Origin of the sequence: Neobacillus cucumis, from assembly GCF_002860255.1 — a bacterium.
Taxonomy (GTDB): Bacteria; Bacillota; Bacilli; order Bacillales; family Cytobacillaceae; genus Neobacillus; species Neobacillus cucumis_A.
Window position 1 is genome coordinate 1 of the sequence record NZ_PGVE01000088.1, and the last position, 19,752, is coordinate 19,752.

Below are 19,752 nucleotides of genomic sequence, written 5' to 3' on the forward strand. Positions count from 1 at the left end.
TAAGAGCAAAACAAGCGATGAAATCATTCCTCGTAATAAGAAATTACGAGAGTTTTATGATAAGAAACGTGAAGAAGGAAAACCTTTTAAAGTAGCTGTTATCGCCTGTGTAAATAAGCTCTTACATTGGATTTTTGCCTTATTAAAAAGCAAATCGACCTTCCAAGATTATAGCTTAGAACCTAAATTAAACTAAAAAGCACAAAACCTTCCAAAAATGAATTAACGGAAGGTTATTTGGCATGCACATTTTTAGTATATCATGCGATTTTTAAAAATTTTATTGAAAAATATTGACAAACTATTTGCTGGTTTACTTCAGTAACCATTTCAAAACAGCTTTGTTTGGCTATCCCTTGTTTTTGGAATCCTAGATGAACTATTACATCATATATTGCAGCGTTAAAAACTCCATCTGTCATTGCTCTTCCAAATCCAAGTATTTGACCATCTATATCAACTATATTGTTTTCAACCAGGTGTTTAATTCAAACCTCCCCCACTTTTCCTTTTTGTCACGAAGTGTTCAATTCTTTTTGACTTCTTTTTGAACAGATTCCTAAAGAACTCCAAATTTAAAATCAATGAATCTATAATGACAATGTAAACAAGATGATTATATTGTTAATTGCTTTTGATCTTTATTCAATCATTCAAACTTAATAAGAGAAATGTGTTTAATGTAGAAAAATTAGAAATCGAAAATCATTCACTGGAGGAATTTATAAATGAGTATGTTTTGTTTTCAATGTCAAGAAACCGCAAAAGGAACAGGTTGTACAGTTGTTGGAGTATGTGGAAAAAAAGATGATTTAGCAAATATGCAAGATTTATTAATTTACACGATTAAGGGAGTATCGATTGTGAATTCAATGGCTCGTGAAATCGGGTTGAATCAAAAGAAAACAGATCAGTTTATCATAAATGGTCTTTTTATGACGATTACAAATGCAAATTGGGATAAAAATGAATTTTTAAATACCGTAAGAGAAGGATTAAGCCTCCGGGAAGAAATTAAAGCGGCAATTACAACTGCAGGCTACACTTTAGACAACGATAGCGATTTTGTCACTTGGTACGGCGAAACAAATAACCAGCTTGAAATGAAATCTGCTTCTCAAGAAGTTAGTGTTTTAGCTACAAGAGATGAAGATATTCGTTCATTAAGAGAATTAGTGACTTACGGTTTGAAGGGAATGGCTGCCTATTTAGAGCATGCGGCAAATCTTTGCTATGAAAATGAAGAGCTAAATGCATTTATACAAAAAGCACTTGCAATGATTACAGATGATTCAGTATGTATGGAACAATTGATTCAACTTTCAATAGAATGTGGAAAGTACGGCGTTCATGCCATGGAGCTTTTAGATACTGCAAATACATCAACATATGGTCATCCTGAAATGACGAAAGTAAACATTGGTGTACGTCAAAATCCGGGAATTTTAGTTAGCGGTCATGACCTGAAAGATATGGAACAGTTATTAAAACAAACGGAAGGCACAGGAGTAGATGTGTATACACATAGTGAAATGCTCCCAGCGCACTATTATCCAGCATTCAAAAAATATGATCATTTTGTCGGTAACTACGGAAATGCATGGTGGGAACAAACTCGTGAATTCGAGAGCTTTAACGGTCCGATTTTAATGACAACAAACTGTATTGTACCACCAAAGGAATCTTATAAAGGAAGAATGTATACAACTGGTGCAACTGCTGTTGAGGGTGTAACCTATATTCCTAAAAATGAAGATGATACAAAGGATTTCTCCGTTATTATTGAGCATGCAATGAAATGCCAACCACCAGTAGAAATTGAAACAGGTGAAATTATTGGAGGATTTGCGCATAATCAAGTGGCTCAAGTGGCTGATCAAGTGGTAGAAGCTGTGAAAAAGGGTGATATCAAACGATTCTTTGTAATGGCTGGCTGTGATGGTCGCCATAAGAGCAGAACTTATTATAGAGAGTTTGCCGAAGAGCTTCCAAAAGATACGATCATTTTAACAGCCGGTTGTGCAAAATATCGATACAATAAGCTAGATTTAGGTGATATTAACGGAATTCCAAGGGTCCTTGATGCCGGTCAATGTAACGATTCCTACTCTCTTGTCATGACTGCATTGAAGCTGAAAGAAGCCTTCGGATTAGAAAGTGTAAATGAATTACCATTATATTACAATATCGCATGGTATGAGCAAAAAGCGGTGATTGTTTTCTTATCTTTACTTTACTTAGGTGTGAAAAATATTCACGTTGGACCAACATTACCAGCTTTCTTATCACCAAACGTAACGAACTTCTTAATTGAGAATTTTGGTGTAGGCGGCATTTCCAATACAAAAGCCGACATCGAAATGTTCATGAACAGCTCAATTGAAATTCAAGGAAGTACATTAGTTTAATAATAGCCCCATTCCTAACGAAGCATCAAGGAATGGGGTTTTTTTATTTATATTTAAAAACACTTAATAACTGTATTTCCATTGCCATGACCATAACCTTCTTCTGCAGCCACTGCATCTGCTTTTGTAACAGGAATAGTTCTATTTTTATTCCATTATTCAAAGAGTCTATTACATCTAAGTTTACTTGGAGTTCTATCCTACTATTATAAGGGGGTGTAATAAACGTTCTACGTTCATTTCTGTCAACATTTGAATGCCCTTCATGAAATTGATCGAAGAAAGAAGTATATCGAAGGACTACCTCTAACAATAATAATACAATAAATTTATATGATAAAATCATGTTGTCATTAAATAAGTGAGGTGTTTTAAATGAATGTTAAACGAGGTTCGACCACTTTCTTAAAGGTAATTATTTTTCTGGCTGGAATTGCAGTTCTTGCATTGTGCATATTTTTGGTGCCTAAGATCGGGAATTTTGCTGGAGAGTTGTATCCACATTTCACTTATATGAAATCTCTCGTTTTAATCGATATGTACGCAGCAGCGATACCTTTTTACTTTGCTCTGTATCAAGCTTTTAAACTTTTAAGCTATATTGATAAGAACCAAGCGTTCTCGGAATTATCGGTAAAGGCTTTAAAGAAAATAAAATTCTGTGCCATAACGATCAGTACCTTGTACCTGCTAGGTATGCCACTCTACTATCTCATGGCGAAAAAAGTTGACCCACCAAGTATCATACCAATCGGATTGGTCATTATTTTCGCCTCAAAGGTGATCGCCGTTTTTGCTGCTGTTCTTCAAAGACTTTTACAAGAAGCTATTAATATAAAATCAGAAAATGATTTAACGATCTGAGATGAATATCATGGCGATTATCATCAATGTTGATGTGATGTTGGCAAAAAGGAAAATGAGCGTAACAGAATTATCGGAGAGGGTTGGAATTACGATTGCGAATCTTTCCATTCTGAAAAATGGGAAAGCAAAAGCGGTTCGTTTTTCAACATTAGAAGCGGTATGTAAGGCTTTGGATTGTCAGCCAGGTGATATTTTGGAGTACAAAAGAGACGAAGACACTCAATAAAAACAGACAGCAACTTTCTTCAACCAACGGGATTAGATAGTGAACTATGGGTTGATTACATTGAGATATTCCCGCCTCTTTATTTTAAGGCGGGATTTTTTATTAAAAACGTCTTTTTTCCGACCTTCTACTCTTCATGTGCAGCATAATATAATAATTCACTAATATTTGCCCATGCATTTAAGTATTCATATTTCTCCATGGTTTACACCTCCTTTGTACACTGAATCGTATTCAGCTAACAACTTACCAACAAAAGTGCAATACTGTGTTACATACTTGTAAACTGTATCTACCCAGTTCGTTCTAAATGAAACACTTAATTGTTTATTCCTTCGTAATACCAAGATTTAATCTAGGGCAATTATAAACCGTAAATAATGACAGAATGACTTTAATGTGTTTTCAGCTTTTCCAATGTTATATAGAAGTTATAGAAAATTGAAAACAGGAATGACAAAAAGGGCGGAGTATTTAACATTATTACCGTTAAATACTACGCCAGGTCATTATACATATAACTGTCATGTTACTTGAAGAAGAAGAAGAATAATCTTTATTTAAACATCTTGTCTATATCATTCCTATCATAATCTAAAATCCAATCATTGTATCTATTATACATATCTTTAATTGTTTCGGGTGATGTCGATAATAAATCACAACCTCTGTCATCGTAAACGTGAAAGATAGTTTTCTTATTGATATTTATGAAGTAAACTCTATGGAAAAAACTTGGTTTTAACCCTAAGTCTTGGTTGCAAATAGCTTTTAACAATGGAATGTATTTAAAATCAGATGTTTTGCAGTTTAGAGAAAATCTATGAGTTTTATATGTACCTTCTTCATCATCCTCTGGGAATATATAAGGCATTACTTGATGTTCCAACTTAAACAATAATGATTTGTCTACATAGCGAGAAAAGTTCTTTAACTGATGTCTAATGGTTTTCCCTTTATCAAAATCATTTACATCCAGCACGACAAGTATTTCCTCTGTTGGAGAATGCACAGCTTTAAATAAAGTAATAGCCCTTTTATAACTCCCCAGTATATAAGGGTTGTCGGGAAAATCATATTCTCTTTTCCACTCCACCCCTAGTTCAAAACGTATTCCAATATCCCAACTATAAAATAAAGGTGGTCTAAGCTCTAAATTGGGGAAATTCTTATTTATAAAGTGGCTTAATTTCATTACCGCACCCCATTTGATTCATTCATTAAACCCATCGTACTTTAACTAACCTGAAACGTTAGGTCAAAATTAAAAGGTCAGAGCATAGCTATGTTGAGTTATGTTGACCCATTTGTAGCTATTTTAATCTCTGGTTTCATTTTATGAGAGCAATTCATGGTATTACAAACCATAGGTGGGATTCTTTATTCGGTTCCACTTTTATTAGTGAAATGAGGTTCCGCAGAATACAAATAAACGAATAAAAGGACATTCTCTATTTTAATAAAGAAAAAGGATAATACCTTCATTTGGGTATTATCCTTTTTCTTGTAGATTTTAAATTTATTATTATACTTTATGTTCAATAAACCTACTGATGCAGGACTCCATTTGACATTCCTTATTGAGTTAACCTGCACCGTATAAATAAATGTAGCCGTGTAAATATCAGGTCCAGTATTTGATCTATTAGCGTTCTTCAAAAGTCTTACAAGCAGTTTCTTCAACATTATTCGCTACTTCTCTACCGTTGGGGCCAACCACATAAATAGAGTCAGCAATGCATTGGTCGCCTTTTGCCCAATATTTACAATTTTTAACATTGCATTTTACCTCTAAATTCATCTCTTGTAACCTCCTTAAATGGTCTTATTAATCCATACCCTTTAAGAAAATGAGGTAAACATTTTCTAAATTGGAGTTTTTTTGTAATGGGCTGTCCCTTTTCCTGCATAAAGATGTAAAAGGGGGATATTTTATGAAAATTTTCTTTTCTTCAAATAAACTTATACGATATGCAGTTGCCTATGTTTTTATCATATCTGGACTGATGAAGTTACTGAGTGCAAACCTGGCGAAGCATTTTCTTGGATTAGGACTGCCCTATCCTCACCTTATGTTAAAGCTTGTCATTTTCCTAGAATTAGTTTGCGGAGTTTTAATATTAATCAATAAATCTGTTAAAAATGCCGTAGTCCCTTTAATTGGTATCATGATTGTAGCACTTCTTTTAACAAAGGTACCCCTAATGCAAACCAGTATCATCACATTCGCCTTTCAAGCTCGATTAGATATTGTCATGTTAGTACTCCTAGTTTATCTATACAAGCAATCTCCTAGGTGATTCTCTCATGTGTTAAAATAATAATATCTATTATTATTTGGTGAGTGAACACACTTATGAACTTAAAAGTAAAGGTAAAAACCCTGCCATTAACTCCTGGCGTTTATCTAATGAAAGACTCCTTTGGTAATATCATATATGTCGGAAAAGCCAAAAATCTAAAGAGACGAGTGCAGTCATATTTTCAACATTCAAAGGCTCATTCTGAAAAGATCAAAAAGATGGTGTCTAACCTAAAGGATTTTGACTATCTCCTGACGGACACGGAATTTGAAGCCTTTTTGCTCGAATGTAAATTGATAAGGGAATTAAAGCCTCATTTTAATAAAAAAATGAAAAATCCTCAAAGGTACACCTATCTCGTGGTAAAAACTGATGAAGGAAAGCGGGTCTTGGAAATATCCCACTCGTTAATGGAAAATGACGGAAATCTATATTTCGGGCCATTTATCAACAAGTACACCGTCGAAAAAGCGATCAATGGTTTGAAAGAAGCTTTTAAAATAAGCTGTAGCAACCCATCCATGAAGAATGGACCATGTTTAAATTATTCATTAGGTTTGTGCATCGGTATGTGTGTAGATGGTTCCGCTCTAGAAGATTACAATCGAATTTTGGACAAGATTTTTGCTTTGTTGCAAGGGAAGGACACAGCAATACTTGAAGAAATCAAACAGAAAATGGCAGCTGCATCCGAACAATTTCAGTTTGAAGCCGCGGCAAAATATCGGAACATCCTTGATTCGATTAACGCCCTCCTTTATAAAGAGCAGGTCATCGAATTTACCGCGGAAAATCAAAATATTGTGGTGGTTGAATCCATAGGTGAATCTACGATTAAACTTTTTCTTATTAAGGGGAACAAACTTTTATATAGTAAAAAAATAAATAACCAAACAAATCTAGGAACCATAAGGAAAGAACTATTAACTTATTTTAAACAAAGTCCTCTCAACTCTCCAATTGTAGTTAGTAAAGAGGAACTAGATGAGACACAAATTATTTATACCTATTTGAAAAGCGGTAATTGCCGTTATCGTATTATACCTGATGAATGGCTTGAGTCCGGGATTGATTCGTTAATGGATCATGTACTTGAAGAATTACTAAAAGAAATGTGTACTTTTAATTAGAGAACTACCGAAAAGTTCTTGAGGAACATTCTACTTTGGAACCGGGGACTGGCTTATCCATCAAATTTATTGGACTAGCTAGTCCCTTCGTCACATAACCTATAACTGAAATATTTACTTCAAAGAAATCTTCACCACGTCTGTCAAATATTTTGTTGTATTGTATCCAAAAATCTCCAGCCTTTTAGGAATTACTTTTTCTCCAGGGATGTCATTATTTAACTTCATCGTTTGAACGGTAAAAAAATAACGGGGCTGCTTGATTTCTTCGTATGGGACAGTCGTATCGTTATGGTATTCCACCCCGTTTTTATCTATGAGCACTCCGTCAGAATTCATCTCCATTGAACTAGCTTCATTCTCACCCTCTTCTACAACTCGAAATTGAAGTGTCTCATATGCACGATTCTCAATTTCTTGATTGCTTATGACAACAATGGCCGGCTTTCCAACTTCCACCTTGTCGATGGAGATGGTACTTCCTGCATATTCAAAGGTTTGAGGATATTTTTGAGAAGGATCCAGTTCGATGTTTTTTTGCTCTTCAAAAGTTAAATAAATAGAACCGAGTTTAACGTTAACCTCTTTTGGCTTTTCACCAAAAAAAGAATCAAAGTTTGTTTGATAAGTAGTCCAATTTATGTCTTGTGGTAAATCTGCAAAAGAGCCGCCATTCAAATCAGGTTTCACTTTCTTACTATTCACTTCTAGAGAGTCAATATTGAGCATTTCTATCCTTTTTTTTGACTGGTCATTAAGAAGACTATATTGCAAAATGGTAGTGGTTGGAGCAATGGTTAGTTGATCAAATCGAACCGGGATTCCCTCGACTTCTGTTTTTTCATCCAATGCATATTCGAGGGATGGTTGTTTTGTTACAGGGATCTCAAAGTTCCACTTCCCTGTTTTATATTCTATATTCTCATCAGCCATATAACCATTCGGATCAGTAGACTCACGATCCAACTTCTGAATCTTTGTGATCCACAGTTTAATGGTCGCGTTATCCTTTGTGAGTGGCGGCAGACTAATCTTTCCACGATAGACATTCTTTTCTTTTTTATTGACATCCGATTCAAGATTAGGTGGATCGTATCTTTGATTTGCCTCACTGCTCATGATTTCATGTTCATTCGCTACATACGCCCCATCATGATAATGCATCATGTATTGATTGTCTTCTTTTGTATCTTCTATTTCATAAAAAACCATCGTTTGAACATCATCAGCAATCGCACCCTTGATTTTAATTTTCACCCCCTTGTTTTCTGCTTCGAGGTTCATCCCTTCACCCAGGCCATGTTGAAGAAAGGCACGTAATTGCTGATCTTCTTCTGTCCATGAATAGTAGAGGGTGGTAAACACCCTCGTAAAAAAACCTAAACCCATTAATAATGCGAAAATACCCGCATATATAAGTCTCTTCCTTTTACGTTTCTTGTTCTTCTGTTGCTTGTGCCTTTCCTCTTCTGCCAGCCTATCCTTGACGTTCTCCATGAAACCAGAAGGCACATGCACATCTTGAATCGTTTCAGTAAGATTTGACATAGTTAACATGACTTCCTGAAAGGTAGCCAAATCCTCCTGACATTCTTGACAATGATAAATATGTTTCTCTAAATCTATCTTTATCGACCGATCTAGAGTTCTTTCTAAATAATCGATGTAAACCTTATGATACTCCCCACAGCCATTAAAGGTGGCTCCGTATTCCAATTCTTTTCTAAGTGACTGTATACCGGAAAACAAAAGCTCTTTCATTTTTCCCACTGAAACTTGAAGAATCTTTGCCGTTTCCTCCTTAGAAAAGCCCTTTACATATGTAAGAAGCATCGCTTCTTTCTCGCACTCTTTCAATTGATCAAGTGCCTCAAATAAAACATGACGTGGTTCACTTTCCCCTGAAACTTGTATACTTCTATTATTAGAAAGCTCACGGCAGATAGGTATGAAAATGGAGGTAACATAGGTTTCGACGGACGTTTCTCTTTTAAATCCAGGCAGTTCCTTGTGGACCTTTTTAATGGACTGATAAAATAGCTCTTCCATTTGCTGTTGATTTTTAAGATAGGACCAACCAAGTGTATAGAACGTTTGTTTATGCTGTTCGAACCATTCAACGATGGATTCCAGGTCTTTTTCTCTTATCGTAGTGATTGAAATGGAATTCTCTTTTGCTAGGATCATAAATAGGGTCCCCCCTTTCCTATCTTCACAACCTTTTGGCTGCTACTATTATCGTATTAGTTAAGATCATTCCATTTATTACTTTCAAATATGTAAACATATGTTAAAAAATACATTATTTATCTTATAATAACATAGTTAAAAGGATACATTTCCGTAATTTGACCATCAAAGAAGGAAAAAAGCAGTGAAGTAAAGAATAGAATGAGAGGATGACGAACAGAGGTGATAACATGCTAACAAAAGAAGAATTAGCTTCTATAAAAGCACTTCAAAAGGTGTGCGAACAAGACGGCGGATTCCAGCTAAAACTTAATTTTGACATGCTAGAAACTAGAAACGGAATTGAAAAGGAAGACTTTTTTCATTATGAGGAAGGCAAACTTGTCGGATTTCTTGGTCGCTATGGGTTTGGCAATAAGATAGAGCTTTGCGGAATGGTCCACCCAGATTACCGTAGAAGAGGGATCTTTACTAAATTGCTGGATATGGGACTTGAGGAAACCAAGAAACGAAACATTCAAACGATTTTGTTAAATGCCCCCACTGACTCTCAAGCCGCGAAAGAATTTTTAAAAAACATTCCTTGTACCTTTGCGGTCGCAGAATATCAAATGAAGTGGCAGAAAACAGAGTTAACCGAAGACCCTTCCGTTTCACTTAGACTTTCTGCGACAAAGGAGGACCTAGAAGCAGCGATTCAGCTGGAAGTTTTGGCCTTTGGATTTAATGAAGATGAAGCTCGTGAGTTTAATAATCGAATCAGGGAAAACAACACCGAACAAAATTTCATTATTGAAGCTAACGGGATAACGGCTGGAAAAATGCGCGTTGCAGAATCAGATGGAGAAGCTTGGATTTATGGGTTTGCGGTTTTTCCTGAATTGCAAGGAAAAGGCATAGGCAGAAGAGCTCTATCTAGGATTGTCAAAATGGAGGACCAAAAAGGTTTGTCTGTTTTCCTAGAAGTAGAGGCGAAAAATGCCCATGCCCTTAAGCTCTATGAATCATGTGGATTCAGAACCTACCATTCTCAAGATTATTATGAATATCAAAGATAGTTAATGATAAGAGCCTTTTTATGTCCTCACTTAAAAAAGGCTCTTCATCTTTTTCGTCACTTCATCAGCAGCCTGTTGCACTTGTTTCGTTAATTTAGGAATCGTACGATCATTGATCCTGCTGGCCGGACCAGCAATACTAACAGCGGCCATTATATGGCTTTTTCTATTCAGGACAGGAGCTGCTATTGATACTACACCTTCATGCAATTCTTCCTTACTAACCGCAAATCCTTTCATTTTTATTGTATGTAGTAAATCCTTTAACTTACTGGAATCTGTTATGGTTTTTAAAGTATACGAGGAAAGTCCCCTATCAATTACCCGTTCAATTAATGAATCCTTTTGGAATGCTAACAAAACTTGTCCTGTACTCGTACAATGAAGCGGATTTTTCCTTCCTGCATGTGAGAGTAAATGAACAGGATGAGTACTTTCAATTTTAAGAAGATACAAAACCTGTTCATCCTTACATATCGCAATATGAGCCGTTTCACCCGTTCTTTCTGCTAGTTTTTCTATTATCTCTATGGACAAATGATAGAGATTTTCTTTTTTTAGGAGTGTATGGCCAAAAGCCAAAACAGATGCCGCAAGCCGATAAGATTTAGAAGCTGAATCTCTTACAATAAATCCTTCCACCATCAATGTATGAACTAACCGAAAAGCCGTACTCGGTCCAATTTCTAATTTACCTGCAATATCCTCTAACTGTATTTCAGGTTTTTCCACAGAAAATAACTGGAGAAGACGCAGGGCATTTCTAAAGGAAGAGTATTGATAACTATTTATGGCAGGATACCTCAATATAGCGTCAACTCCTTGTCAGGAATATATCCTAATCTGATTGAAACTTCATTTGCAGCCTCTAATACTCTTTCTGTAAACCTATTAATTTTATTATTTTGAATCCGATCCCGTGTTCCAACTACGCTGACCGCTGCTACCACTTCTTCCGTATAATCCCTTACTGGAGCTGCAATACTTACGGAATTCTCATGCATCTCATCAATACAGATAGAGTACCCTTGTTTTTTTATTTGGATTAATTGAGATTTTAATTGATCTGGGTCTGTCTCGCTGTTAGGTCCCATACGGGGAAGTCCTTCAGCAAGGATGCTTTCGATAAAATTCTTATTGTGAAAAGCTAATAAAATTTTGCCAGAACTTGTACAAGTTAACGGGTTCCTTTTTCCAATCGAAGACAAAAGCGGGACAGGATTCTTGCATTCTATTTTATGGACATAGGTAACTTCTTTTCCTTCTAATATGGAAATATGGGCTGTCTCCCCTAATTCAGATACTAAATTCTTTAATATATCCTTCGATTCTCGATGGATTTCTAAATGCGAAGTAATTACTCCACTAATGGATAGTAACGAAAATCCAAGTCGATATTTACTTCCTTCTTTTTGTAAAAAACCTTCCATTATCAAATCAGATACTAGCCGACTAACAGTACTTTTATTCATTTGAAGCGCGTTTGCTATTTCTGTAATCCCCCAAATGGGGTTTTCTGTCGTAAATAGCTGTAAAATTCGCAGTCCATTTTGGACCGATTGTAAAACAGACGTTTTTTTATTAGTTAAGCTCATAAAAATACCTCGTTGTTTCATATATAAGAAGTTAACACTATAATTCAGAATATTTTAATTATATTATATCTTTATAAAAAATAAAACGCTTTCAATTAAAGGAGCTGGAAATATTGAAAACACAAGTAGGAATTATTGGGGCTGGACCTGCTGGCCTTATCCTTGCACAACTTCTTCAACTACAAGGCATCGATTCAGTTATATTAGAGCGTAAATCACGAAATAATATCGAGGGTACCGTAAAAGCTGGTATCTTAGAGCAAACCACGATTGATATCTTACGAGAAATTGGTGTGGGCAGTCGTATGGATCGTGAAGGTCATTTTCATAATGGGAACTACTTTCAATTTAATGGACAAAGACGCCATATTGATTTAAAAAAATATTCTGGTGGGAAGCAAGTGGTTGTTTATCCGCAGCATGAAGCGATTATCGACCTAGTCAACGCACGCTATGAAAATGGCAAAGACATTATCTTTGATGTGGAAGATGTGACATTGCATGAAATTGATACCAACCAGCCCAAAATCAGATACTGTAAAAATGGCTTGGACGAAGAGCTTGTTTGTGATTTTATCGCAGGATGTGACGGTTTTCATGGACCAAGCCGCCATGCCATTCCTGAAAATATTAGAAAAGAACATCTTCATTTTTATCCATTTGGCTGGTTAGGAATTCTCTCCGATTCCGCGCCAGCGGCAGATGAATTAATTTATTCTAATCATGACCAAGGGTTTGCCTTACTAAGCACACGAACCCCCACCCTGCAACGTCACTATCTTCAAGTAGACCCTTATGATGATATTGCCAATTGGTCCGATGACCGCATTTGGTCTGAATTAACCGCACGAACCAAAACAAATGATGGCTGGCAGGTACCAGATGGACCAATTACCTCAAAAGGAATTTTTCAAATGAGGAGTTTTGTTTGTGAGACGATGCAATATGGCCGCCTCTTTATTGCGGGGGATGCCGCCCATACCGTTCCGCCTACTGGCGCCAAAGGACTCAATCTTGCCGCTACAGATGTGAAAGTCATGTCTCGTGGAATTACTGAGTATTATCAAAAGGGCAGTACCTATATTCTTGATCGTTATTCAGAGATTTGTCTACGTCGTGTTTGGAAGGCCGAACGCTTCTCTTATTTTATGACAAGGCTTCTTCATACCAATCCAAACTATGATTCGTTTGAACGGGGTGTCCAGCTTGCAGAACTTGATTACTATACATCTTCAGAAGCCGGATTAAGGACTATTGCGGAAAATTACGTAGGCTTGCCAATTGAATGGGAGAAAGCTGGGGACATCAAGAGTTTAATCATATAAAATCGAAAAAGGAATTTGACTCAAGAAGTCAGATTCCTTTTTTATAGCATTAGCCTTTTTTCGATTTGAATGTTTTACAACAAGTTTCTGCTGAATGGTCAGCTCTATCTTTATGATTTTTTTCTCCTAACTCGCCAGACATTTCTGTATCATATCTCGCATGGCTATCTAGTTCAACCATAATTTTTTCAGCTGTACATACATTTCCTTCTCCATAAAATGTGCAGTTTGAGATCGCACAAGAAACTTCTACTTTGGGCATGTTCAAACCTCCCTTTTTATTACCCTTGGATATTCTATTTTCTGCAAAAAACATTTTTTCATGCAAAGTGCCAAGAGGTCATGAATCCATGGATGGGAGGAAACGATTATTTATATTTCTACTGGTCATACATGATATAATAAATTGGCTTCACTTTCATTCATTAATAGTGGTCTGTATAAAGGGGATTTTTATGAATAAAAAAGCATTTTCTATGGCAATGATAACGGTAATTATATGGGGTTCCGCCTTTGCTGCCATTCGGGCTAGTTTGCAAGGTGGCTATACCTCAGGCCACTTGGTGTTATTTCGCTATATAATTGCCTCTTTGTCTTTTGTTATTTATGCACTACTTCCCGGAGTTAAATTTCAAATTCCAGCCAAGAGAGACTGGTTTAGAATTTTACTTTTGGGTTGGATCGGTATCAGCACTTATCATATTGGTGTAACCTTTGGTTCTCAAACTGTCTCTGCAGGCACAGCAGCCATGCTTGTTGCATCTTCGCCTATTTTTACGACCATAATTGCCATGTTTGTATTAAAGGAACGGCTTGAGCTAATGGGATGGATCGGACTTTTCATTGGTTTTGCAGGAATAGCTATTATTGCTGTCGGATCAAATGATACTTTTGCTATTTCCTCAGGAATCATCTTTGTATTAATAGCCGCATTTGCCACTTCCGTGTTTTTTGTTTTACAAAAATCGCTATTTGACCGCTATAAGCCTATAGAATTAACTGCTTACTTTACTTGGGCTGGAACCATACCTTTTCTAGTTTTTTCACCAGGGTTAATGGATGGAATTCAGCATGCTACGCTCCAAGCTAATTTTTCCGCAATCTATGTAGGAATATTCCCGGCAGGCGTAGCTTATGTCACTTGGGCTATTGCCCTTTCATTAGGAAATGCCAGCTCTGTTTCAACTATTTTATATATTGAGCCCGTATTTGCTATTTTAGTGGCTTGGATCTGGCTTCAGGAATGGCCAAGTCCTTTCTCGATCATTGGCGGGATTGTTACTGTCTCCGGAGTATTGCTGGTGAATATAATGGGTAGAAAAAAGAATGAAACCTTACCCACCGCCTATCATAAAAGTAAACAAAGCATGTAAAGGCCTACTGGCCTTCAATGGCACTTTCCGTTAAATGGAAAGTGCCCTTTTTAGTTGTTATGTCTCCTCTATATTCCTTATTATCAATTTCAGAAATAAATCATTATGATTTAATTTTTAAGCCTGTAATAACCCTCTCTTAAAACCAATATCTTTTATAAAATAGATTTGGAGTGGAGGAATAAGAATGTCCATTTTCAGGATGCCATCTATGACAACAGAACAAATGCTATTAACGATTCGAAATGGTCTTGGATTATCACAAACACCCAAAAAAATTATCATTGTTGGCGCTGGTATGTCTGGCTTAGTGGCTGCCTCTCTTCTAAAGAACGCAGGGCACGAAATAACGATTCTAGAAGCAACTCAAAGAGTTGGAGGCCGTGTGTATACTTTAAGAGCTCCGTTTACAGATAATTTGTACATGGATGTTGGAGCTATGCGCATTCCAAGTAATCATGTTTTGGCATTAGAATACATCAAAAAATACAAATTAAAAGCCAATCCTTTTTATAACACAACCCCCCACGACCTGATTTATGCAAATGGTATTAAAACAAACCTCTCTACATATCAACGAAATCCAGATATCCTAAATTATCCTGTTGCCCCTCACGAAAGAGGAAAAACGGCAGAAGAACTCCTCACAATTGCGATCAAGCCGGTAGTTGATTTCATTAGACAAAATCCCATAAAGAATTGGGAATTCGTTGTAAGAGAATTTGATAAATATCCAATGAGCTTTTTTTTAAGAAACAATCCAGTCGGAATAAGCTTATCTTCCGGTGCGATTGAAAGCATTGAAGTCTTACTTAATCTAGAGGGATTTCCTGAGCTTTCATTCCCTGCCATTCTTCGAGAATTAATACCTTTATTTAACCCTGACATCCATTTTTATGAAGTAGAAGGCGGGAATGACAAACTCCCGAATGCTTTTCTGCCTGAATTAAAAGAGAACCTCTACTTTGGTTACAAAATGACAAAAATTGAACAGCGTAATCATCAAGTGACCATTCATTCCACACAAACAGTAAGTCAAAGACCACTTCAAGTTACTGGGGATCTTGCCATTATTACCATTCCTTTTTCTCTGCTTTCATTTGTGGAAATTGTACCACGTGATTTATTTTCGCATTCTAAAAGACGTGCGATACGAGATCTCCACTATGTATCCTCCACTAAAATAGGACTTCAGTTTAAACATCGATTTTGGGAAAAGGAAGGTATTCTAAGTGGTAAATTGATGACGGACTTACCGATCCGTTTTGCATACTATCCTAGCCACCTTATAGGCACATCTGGCTCAGGGGTAATATTAGCCAGTTATACTTGGGAGGATGAAACTTTATCTTGGGACAATTTGCCAGAAAATGATCGAATTCGGAATGCACTGGATAATCTAGCCACAGTACATGGAAGCCATATTTATAATCATTTTCTTACCGGTGTGTCTCACAGCTGGGGTCAATATCCATATTCTGGCGGAGCTTTCTCTATGTTTAAACCTAGTCAGGAATCAGAATTATTTCCCCATATTCCAGCACCAGAAGGACGAGTACATTTTGCAGGTGAACATACCTCTCCCCATCCGGCTTGGGTCGAAGGTGCCATTCAATCGGGAATCAGGGTAGCACATGAGGTGAACAACCTGCCTAAGACGCTTTTTAAATAGAAGGAACATCTTTTTTGTAGTGCTTTAAATAACCATTTTAAAATAAATTTTTTGACATTTAGATGTTAAATATTAACATTGTATTTATGTTTAGCAAGTCTCTTGATATACTATTTTTATAGTTTTTAGTGAAAGAGTGGTTTATTTGATTTTAGAAATTAACTCCAAACCTATAGATTTTCACCAATTGGTCGAACGCTCACTAAATTCAATTTTAATCGTAGGAGCAACAGGTGAAATTCTTTATTGTAATAAAGCTTGTCTTGACCTATTAAACATCAAAAGTACTACCGATATTATCTTTAAAAATGTTTGCCAATTTATCCATCCTCCTTTTCACAAAATATGTATGGAGCGGTTAACAAAGGTATTCCTTAATCAAGAAACCATAAACACTGAAGTAAAAATGATTAGGAACAATGGAGAAATCATTGATATAGAATCAATTGCAGCACCCTTTTATTTAGAAAACCAAGTATTCGCACAGATTATAATGCAAAACATAACGGACCATAAGTTACACAAAAACATTTACATGATAGGGAAAAGTTAGCTTCTCTTGGGCAAATAGCCGCTGGTATCGCACATGAGGTAAAAAATCCTTTGACGGCAGTAAAAGGTTTCTTACAACTCATTAGAGAATCCGAATCCAATCCATATTTTTCAATAATGGAAAATGAGTTGGATAAAGCCTTGACAACTTTGGAGAGCTTACTGCATGTGTCAAAGCCTGATTTATTAAATGAACCCATTGCGATCATTAATTTATGCAATGAGTTATCCTCCCTGATTAATCTATTTCAAGATAAACTGTATAACATAGAATTGAGAACGGACTTCAGAGATTCAGATAAAAAGATTGGTGGAAAAAAGAATTTACTCCAAAAAGCTTTTTTTAATCTCATAAAGAATGCCATTGAGGCCCTTGAAGGTAAAGGTAAGATTTCGGTTGAACATTTTTATCATGATGAAATGGTTCATGTTATTATTAGTGACTCAGGTGTAGGGATTCCTCGTGAAAAACTAAAATTGTTGGGAACACCTTTTTTTACCAGTAAAGCAGAAGGAACAGGTCTTGGCTTAACGCAAGTATTTACAACAATTCACGATCACGGTGGGACAATTGCTTTTCATAGTCAAGTGGGAAAAGGAACTACGATTCATGTTCAAATTCCTGTAAAAAATATTTAATTCATGACAAAAAGACAACAAAAGCTGGAGTTTCCTCCCCTGCTTTTGTTGTCTTTGTTTCATTCTAACTTCACTTACTTATTTAAAAGAGAAAATCCTTCTTCTACCGTTTTATTTGGGCAGGATATCATTTTATTAACTGCGCTAAACAAAGCTTTTATCGAGGAAGTCATAATATCAGCATCTATTCCACAACCCCAATAAACCCTACCATCTGCAGCGGCAAACCCAACATATGATACAGCATTTGATTCCGAACCTATTTCTAATGCATGTTCCTTATAAACTAAATCTTTGAAATTGATACCCAGTTTGGCTCGAAGTCCATTGCTGATCGCATCAAGTCTTCCTTTCCCGACACTGGTAAATTCCTGACCTACGTTATTTAATTTAATGGATACTCTCGTTTCATAATTTTCATTTTGTGTATATTTGTAATTGATAAACTCGACAGGGCTATTAATATTTACATATTCTTTTAAGAAAATCTCATAGATTTCGTTTGGCATAAGCTCCTTGTGCAGACGGTCCGATATATCTTTTACACTATATCCAAAGCTTTCTCGCATCTCCATAGGCAAATCGAGGCCGTAATTCTGCATAAGAACATACCCGATTCCTCCCTTACCAGATTGGCTATTGATGCGAATAATATCTCCTTCATATTGTCTGCCAATATCTTTTGGATCAATCAATAGATAAGGGACGGTCCAATATTCATTCTCTCTATCTTCACGCCACTTCATCCCTTTGGCAATGGCATCCTGATGCGATCCTGAGAATGCAGTAAACACTAGCTCACCGCCATATGGGTGTCTTTCATGTACCTTCATTCTTGTTAATTTTTCATACTTCGCAAGAATATGATAGATATTTTCAAAATTAAGCTTAGGATTCACTCCGTGCGAATACATGTTTAAAGCAAGCGTTACGATATCTACGTTTCCAGTCCTCTCACCATTCCCAAATAGTGTTCCCTCTACCCTCTGTGCTCCTGCAAGCATTCCTAGTTCCGCATCAGCAACCCCTGTTCCTCTGTCATTGTGAGGATGAAGTGACAGAATGACATGATCCCGGTAGTTCAGATGATCGCTCATGTATTCAATTTGACTAGCATAAACATGCGGCATGGACATGGACACCGTCGCAGGAAGGTTGATAATCACCTTGTTTCCGGCAGTTGGCTGCCAAACATCAAGTACGCTGTTGCAGATTTCAAGGGCAAATTCCATTTCTGTACCTGTAAAGCTTTCCGGTGAATACTGAAATTGGAAATTCCCTTCTGTTTCAGCAGCGTATTTCTTTACCAATTTTGCTCCTGTTACAGCGATATCAATAATCTCTTCTTCCGTCTTCTTGAAAACCTGTTCACGCTGAGGAACCGAGGTTGAATTGTAAAGGTGTACCACTGCTTTATTCACACCTTGTAGCGATTCAAAGGTCTTTTTAATTATATGTTCTCTTGACTGAGTTAACACTTGAATCGTCACATCTTCTGGAATTAAATCCTGCTCAATCAATGTGCGTAAAAATGTATATTCTGTTTCAGAGGCGGCAGGAAAGCCCACTTCTATTTCTTTGAATCCCACCTCTAACAGCAATTGAAAATATTCCAGCTTCTCCTCCAGACTCATCGGCACAATTAAGGCTTGATTTCCATCTCGCAAATCCACACTGCACCAAGTCGGAGCTTGTTCAATATATTCTTTTTCGGTCCATTTCAAGCTTTTTACTGGGGGCATAAAATAACCTCTGGAATACTTTTCAACATTTCTCATTCTGTTGACCACCTTTTATAAATTTCATTGGTTTCATGGTTAAAATAAAAAAGCCTATCATCTCATAAGAGACGACAGGCTTTGCCTACGTGGTACCACTCTTTTTGACTCGTAAAAAATCTAACGAATCCACTTATTGACCTTATTACGGGATCAACCGTTAAGACCTACATATCAGCCTTACCACTCCTGGGTGAGTTGGGGGAGTTATTGACTGTCTTTCACCAGCCGACAGCTCTCTATACAATAAGGGTCCCTTAATACTCCCAATCATTGTGTTTATTTTTTAAATTTTCCTTATTTTATTATTCTTTTAAAAATTAGTCAACCCATTTAATAAAACCCATATGTATTTTTCTAAATTTTTTCTGTTTATGTACTAATTATTTACCTATTTTCTTTATTCCCGTAATAACAACTAACCCTCGTCCCTCTTTTTGAATAAATTGTTATGAAGGAGATGAAAGAACTATGTCAAAGAAGAAAAAAAAGAAAAAAAATTGCTGTTGCTGTAATCAAATTTGTAATCCAGTATTACAACCATGTTCCCTTTCTAAGGTACAAATAATACCTATAAAAGACATCCCAGACAACTGCCAATTAGTTTGTGTTGGACCTTTTTTCTCATTAGTCTGC

The 19,752-nt window shown here is 36.3% G+C and carries 20 protein-coding genes, 2 pseudogenes and 1 other annotated feature; of the genes and pseudogenes, 13 read left to right on the plus strand and 9 right to left on the minus strand.

Annotated elements, in window-relative coordinates; genetic code table 11:
* A pseudogene (locus CVD27_RS22845) lies at positions 1 to 196 on the plus strand (hypothetical protein); the annotation flags it as partial.
* 64 nt (positions 197 to 260) lie between these two features.
* Here CVD27_RS22845 and CVD27_RS29120 read toward each other — a convergent pair.
* Complete coding sequence (locus CVD27_RS29120; RefSeq protein WP_374703096.1) at positions 261 to 488, minus strand: GNAT family N-acetyltransferase; 228 nt, start codon at positions 486 to 488, stop codon at positions 261 to 263.
* A gap of 246 nt (positions 489 to 734) precedes the next feature.
* On the opposite strand from CVD27_RS29120, the gene hcp reads away from it, so the two are divergent.
* A complete protein-coding gene (hcp, locus tag CVD27_RS22850; RefSeq protein WP_374703097.1) occupies positions 735 to 2,408 on the plus strand; it encodes a hydroxylamine reductase in 1,674 nt (557 codons plus the stop codon).
* Between the two features lie 43 nt (positions 2,409 to 2,451).
* On the opposite strand, the gene CVD27_RS28345 is transcribed toward hcp, so the two are convergent.
* On the minus strand, positions 2,452 to 2,754 hold the full coding sequence (locus CVD27_RS28345; protein WP_101650749.1) for a hypothetical protein: 303 nt from the start codon (positions 2,752 to 2,754) through the stop codon (positions 2,452 to 2,454).
* Between the two features lie 29 nt (positions 2,755 to 2,783).
* Here CVD27_RS28345 and CVD27_RS22860 point away from each other — a divergent pair, with 29 nt between their 5' ends.
* Together CVD27_RS22860 and CVD27_RS22865 are read left to right on the plus strand one after the other, a co-directional pair.
* A complete protein-coding gene (locus tag CVD27_RS22860; protein WP_101650750.1) occupies positions 2,784 to 3,272 on the plus strand; it encodes a DUF2975 domain-containing protein in 489 nt (162 codons plus the stop codon).
* A gap of 10 nt (positions 3,273 to 3,282) precedes the next feature.
* Positions 3,283 to 3,501, plus strand: a complete 219-nt coding sequence (locus tag CVD27_RS22865) for a helix-turn-helix domain-containing protein (RefSeq protein WP_101650752.1) — start codon at positions 3,283 to 3,285, stop codon at positions 3,499 to 3,501.
* A gap of 556 nt (positions 3,502 to 4,057) precedes the next feature.
* Here CVD27_RS22865 and CVD27_RS22870 read toward each other — a convergent pair.
* A complete protein-coding gene (locus tag CVD27_RS22870) occupies positions 4,058 to 4,696 on the minus strand; it encodes a DUF3885 domain-containing protein (protein ID WP_101650753.1) in 639 nt (212 codons plus the stop codon).
* A 66-nt stretch (positions 4,697 to 4,762) separates the two neighbouring features.
* Here CVD27_RS22870 and CVD27_RS28905 point away from each other — a divergent pair.
* Positions 4,763 to 4,941 (plus strand): annotated as a pseudogene (locus tag CVD27_RS28905) (DMT family transporter); the annotation flags it as partial.
* Between the two features lie 205 nt (positions 4,942 to 5,146).
* Here CVD27_RS28905 and CVD27_RS22880 read toward each other — a convergent pair.
* Positions 5,147 to 5,302, minus strand: a complete 156-nt coding sequence (locus CVD27_RS22880; RefSeq protein WP_101650755.1) for a DUF1540 domain-containing protein — start codon at positions 5,300 to 5,302, stop codon at positions 5,147 to 5,149.
* 133 nt (positions 5,303 to 5,435) lie between these two features.
* On the opposite strand from CVD27_RS22880, the gene CVD27_RS22885 reads away from it, so the two are divergent.
* Both CVD27_RS22885 and CVD27_RS22890 read left to right on the plus strand, forming a co-directional pair.
* On the plus strand, positions 5,436 to 5,801 hold the full coding sequence (locus CVD27_RS22885; RefSeq protein ID WP_101650757.1) for a DoxX family protein: 366 nt from the start codon (positions 5,436 to 5,438) through the stop codon (positions 5,799 to 5,801).
* Between the two features lie 56 nt (positions 5,802 to 5,857).
* Positions 5,858 to 6,934: a GIY-YIG nuclease family protein gene (locus tag CVD27_RS22890; protein ID WP_101650759.1), complete on the plus strand. Its 1,077-nt coding sequence runs from the start codon at positions 5,858 to 5,860 to the stop codon at positions 6,932 to 6,934.
* 114 nt (positions 6,935 to 7,048) lie between these two features.
* On the opposite strand, the gene CVD27_RS22895 is transcribed toward CVD27_RS22890, so the two are convergent.
* A complete protein-coding gene (locus CVD27_RS22895) occupies positions 7,049 to 9,121 on the minus strand; it encodes a DUF4179 domain-containing protein (protein ID WP_101650761.1) in 2,073 nt (690 codons plus the stop codon).
* Between the two features lie 212 nt (positions 9,122 to 9,333).
* Here CVD27_RS22895 and CVD27_RS22900 point away from each other — a divergent pair, with 212 nt between their 5' ends.
* Positions 9,334 to 10,182 (plus strand): GNAT family N-acetyltransferase, encoded by an 849-nt coding sequence (locus tag CVD27_RS22900; protein WP_308301815.1) that lies wholly within the window; start codon positions 9,334 to 9,336, stop codon positions 10,180 to 10,182.
* A 30-nt stretch (positions 10,183 to 10,212) separates the two neighbouring features.
* On the opposite strand, the gene CVD27_RS22905 is transcribed toward CVD27_RS22900, so the two are convergent.
* Positions 10,213 to 10,989, minus strand: a complete 777-nt coding sequence (locus CVD27_RS22905) for an IclR family transcriptional regulator (protein WP_101650766.1) — start codon at positions 10,987 to 10,989, stop codon at positions 10,213 to 10,215.
* Complete coding sequence (locus tag CVD27_RS22910) at positions 10,986 to 11,777, minus strand: IclR family transcriptional regulator (RefSeq protein WP_101650770.1); 792 nt, start codon at positions 11,775 to 11,777, stop codon at positions 10,986 to 10,988. The genes CVD27_RS22905 and CVD27_RS22910 overlap by 4 nt, the downstream gene beginning before the upstream one ends.
* Positions 11,778 to 11,890: 113 nt before the next feature.
* Here CVD27_RS22910 and CVD27_RS22915 point away from each other — a divergent pair, with 113 nt between their 5' ends.
* Positions 11,891 to 13,102, plus strand: a complete 1,212-nt coding sequence (locus CVD27_RS22915) for a 4-hydroxybenzoate 3-monooxygenase (protein ID WP_101650772.1) — start codon at positions 11,891 to 11,893, stop codon at positions 13,100 to 13,102.
* A gap of 49 nt (positions 13,103 to 13,151) precedes the next feature.
* Here CVD27_RS22915 and CVD27_RS22920 read toward each other — a convergent pair whose 3' ends face one another.
* Positions 13,152 to 13,364 carry a DUF1540 domain-containing protein gene (locus CVD27_RS22920; RefSeq protein WP_101650773.1) on the minus strand — a complete coding sequence of 71 codons (213 nt, stop codon included), beginning with the start codon at positions 13,362 to 13,364 and terminating at the stop codon, positions 13,152 to 13,154.
* 193 nt (positions 13,365 to 13,557) lie between these two features.
* Here CVD27_RS22920 and CVD27_RS22925 point away from each other — a divergent pair, with 193 nt between their 5' ends.
* The 4 genes from CVD27_RS22925 (at position 13,558) to CVD27_RS28915 (ending at position 17,338) form a co-directional block, all read left to right on the plus strand.
* Complete coding sequence (locus tag CVD27_RS22925) at positions 13,558 to 14,475, plus strand: DMT family transporter (RefSeq protein WP_101650775.1); 918 nt, start codon at positions 13,558 to 13,560, stop codon at positions 14,473 to 14,475.
* Between the two features lie 187 nt (positions 14,476 to 14,662).
* Positions 14,663 to 16,147, plus strand: coding sequence for a flavin monoamine oxidase family protein (locus tag CVD27_RS22930; protein ID WP_101650777.1), 1,485 nt, complete (start codon positions 14,663 to 14,665; stop codon positions 16,145 to 16,147).
* 145 nt (positions 16,148 to 16,292) lie between these two features.
* Positions 16,293 to 16,700 (plus strand): PAS domain-containing protein, encoded by a 408-nt coding sequence (locus CVD27_RS28910; protein WP_257984465.1) that lies wholly within the window; start codon positions 16,293 to 16,295, stop codon positions 16,698 to 16,700.
* Between the two features lie 50 nt (positions 16,701 to 16,750).
* Entirely contained in the window at positions 16,751 to 17,338 is a 588-nt protein-coding gene (locus CVD27_RS28915) for a sensor histidine kinase (protein WP_257984466.1), read from the plus strand.
* Between the two features lie 74 nt (positions 17,339 to 17,412).
* On the opposite strand, the gene CVD27_RS22940 is transcribed toward CVD27_RS28915, so the two are convergent.
* Positions 17,413 to 19,116, minus strand: a complete 1,704-nt coding sequence (locus tag CVD27_RS22940; RefSeq protein WP_101650778.1) for a 2-isopropylmalate synthase — start codon at positions 19,114 to 19,116, stop codon at positions 17,413 to 17,415.
* 64 nt (positions 19,117 to 19,180) lie between these two features.
* Positions 19,181 to 19,399: a binding site (T-box leader), on the minus strand.
* Between the last annotated feature and the right edge of the window lie 353 nt (positions 19,400 to 19,752).

Coding starts and splice junctions, on each gene's coding strand:
- hcp (WP_374703097.1), top strand. CDS start 735: ATGTTTTGTTTTCAATGTCAAGAAACCGCAAAAGGAACAGGTTGTACA.
- CVD27_RS28345 (WP_101650749.1), bottom strand. CDS start 2,754: ATGATTTTATCATATAAATTTATTGTATTATTATTGTTAGAGGTAGTC.
- CVD27_RS22860 (WP_101650750.1), top strand. CDS start 2,784: ATGAATGTTAAACGAGGTTCGACCACTTTCTTAAAGGTAATTATTTTT.
- CVD27_RS22865 (WP_101650752.1), top strand. CDS start 3,283: ATGGCGATTATCATCAATGTTGATGTGATGTTGGCAAAAAGGAAAATG.
- CVD27_RS22870 (WP_101650753.1), bottom strand. CDS start 4,696: ATGAAATTAAGCCACTTTATAAATAAGAATTTCCCCAATTTAGAGCTT.
- CVD27_RS22880 (WP_101650755.1), bottom strand. CDS start 5,302: ATGAATTTAGAGGTAAAATGCAATGTTAAAAATTGTAAATATTGGGCA.
- CVD27_RS22885 (WP_101650757.1), top strand. CDS start 5,436: ATGAAAATTTTCTTTTCTTCAAATAAACTTATACGATATGCAGTTGCC.
- CVD27_RS22890 (WP_101650759.1), top strand. CDS start 5,858: ATGAACTTAAAAGTAAAGGTAAAAACCCTGCCATTAACTCCTGGCGTT.
- CVD27_RS22895 (WP_101650761.1), bottom strand. CDS start 9,121: ATGATCCTAGCAAAAGAGAATTCCATTTCAATCACTACGATAAGAGAA.
- CVD27_RS22900 (WP_308301815.1), top strand. CDS start 9,334: ATGACGAACAGAGGTGATAACATGCTAACAAAAGAAGAATTAGCTTCT.
- CVD27_RS22910 (WP_101650770.1), bottom strand. CDS start 11,777: ATGAGCTTAACTAATAAAAAAACGTCTGTTTTACAATCGGTCCAAAAT.
- CVD27_RS22920 (WP_101650773.1), bottom strand. CDS start 13,364: ATGCCCAAAGTAGAAGTTTCTTGTGCGATCTCAAACTGCACATTTTAT.
- CVD27_RS22925 (WP_101650775.1), top strand. CDS start 13,558: ATGAATAAAAAAGCATTTTCTATGGCAATGATAACGGTAATTATATGG.
- CVD27_RS22930 (WP_101650777.1), top strand. CDS start 14,663: ATGTCCATTTTCAGGATGCCATCTATGACAACAGAACAAATGCTATTA.
- CVD27_RS22940 (WP_101650778.1), bottom strand. CDS start 19,116: ATGAGAAATGTTGAAAAGTATTCCAGAGGTTATTTTATGCCCCCAGTA.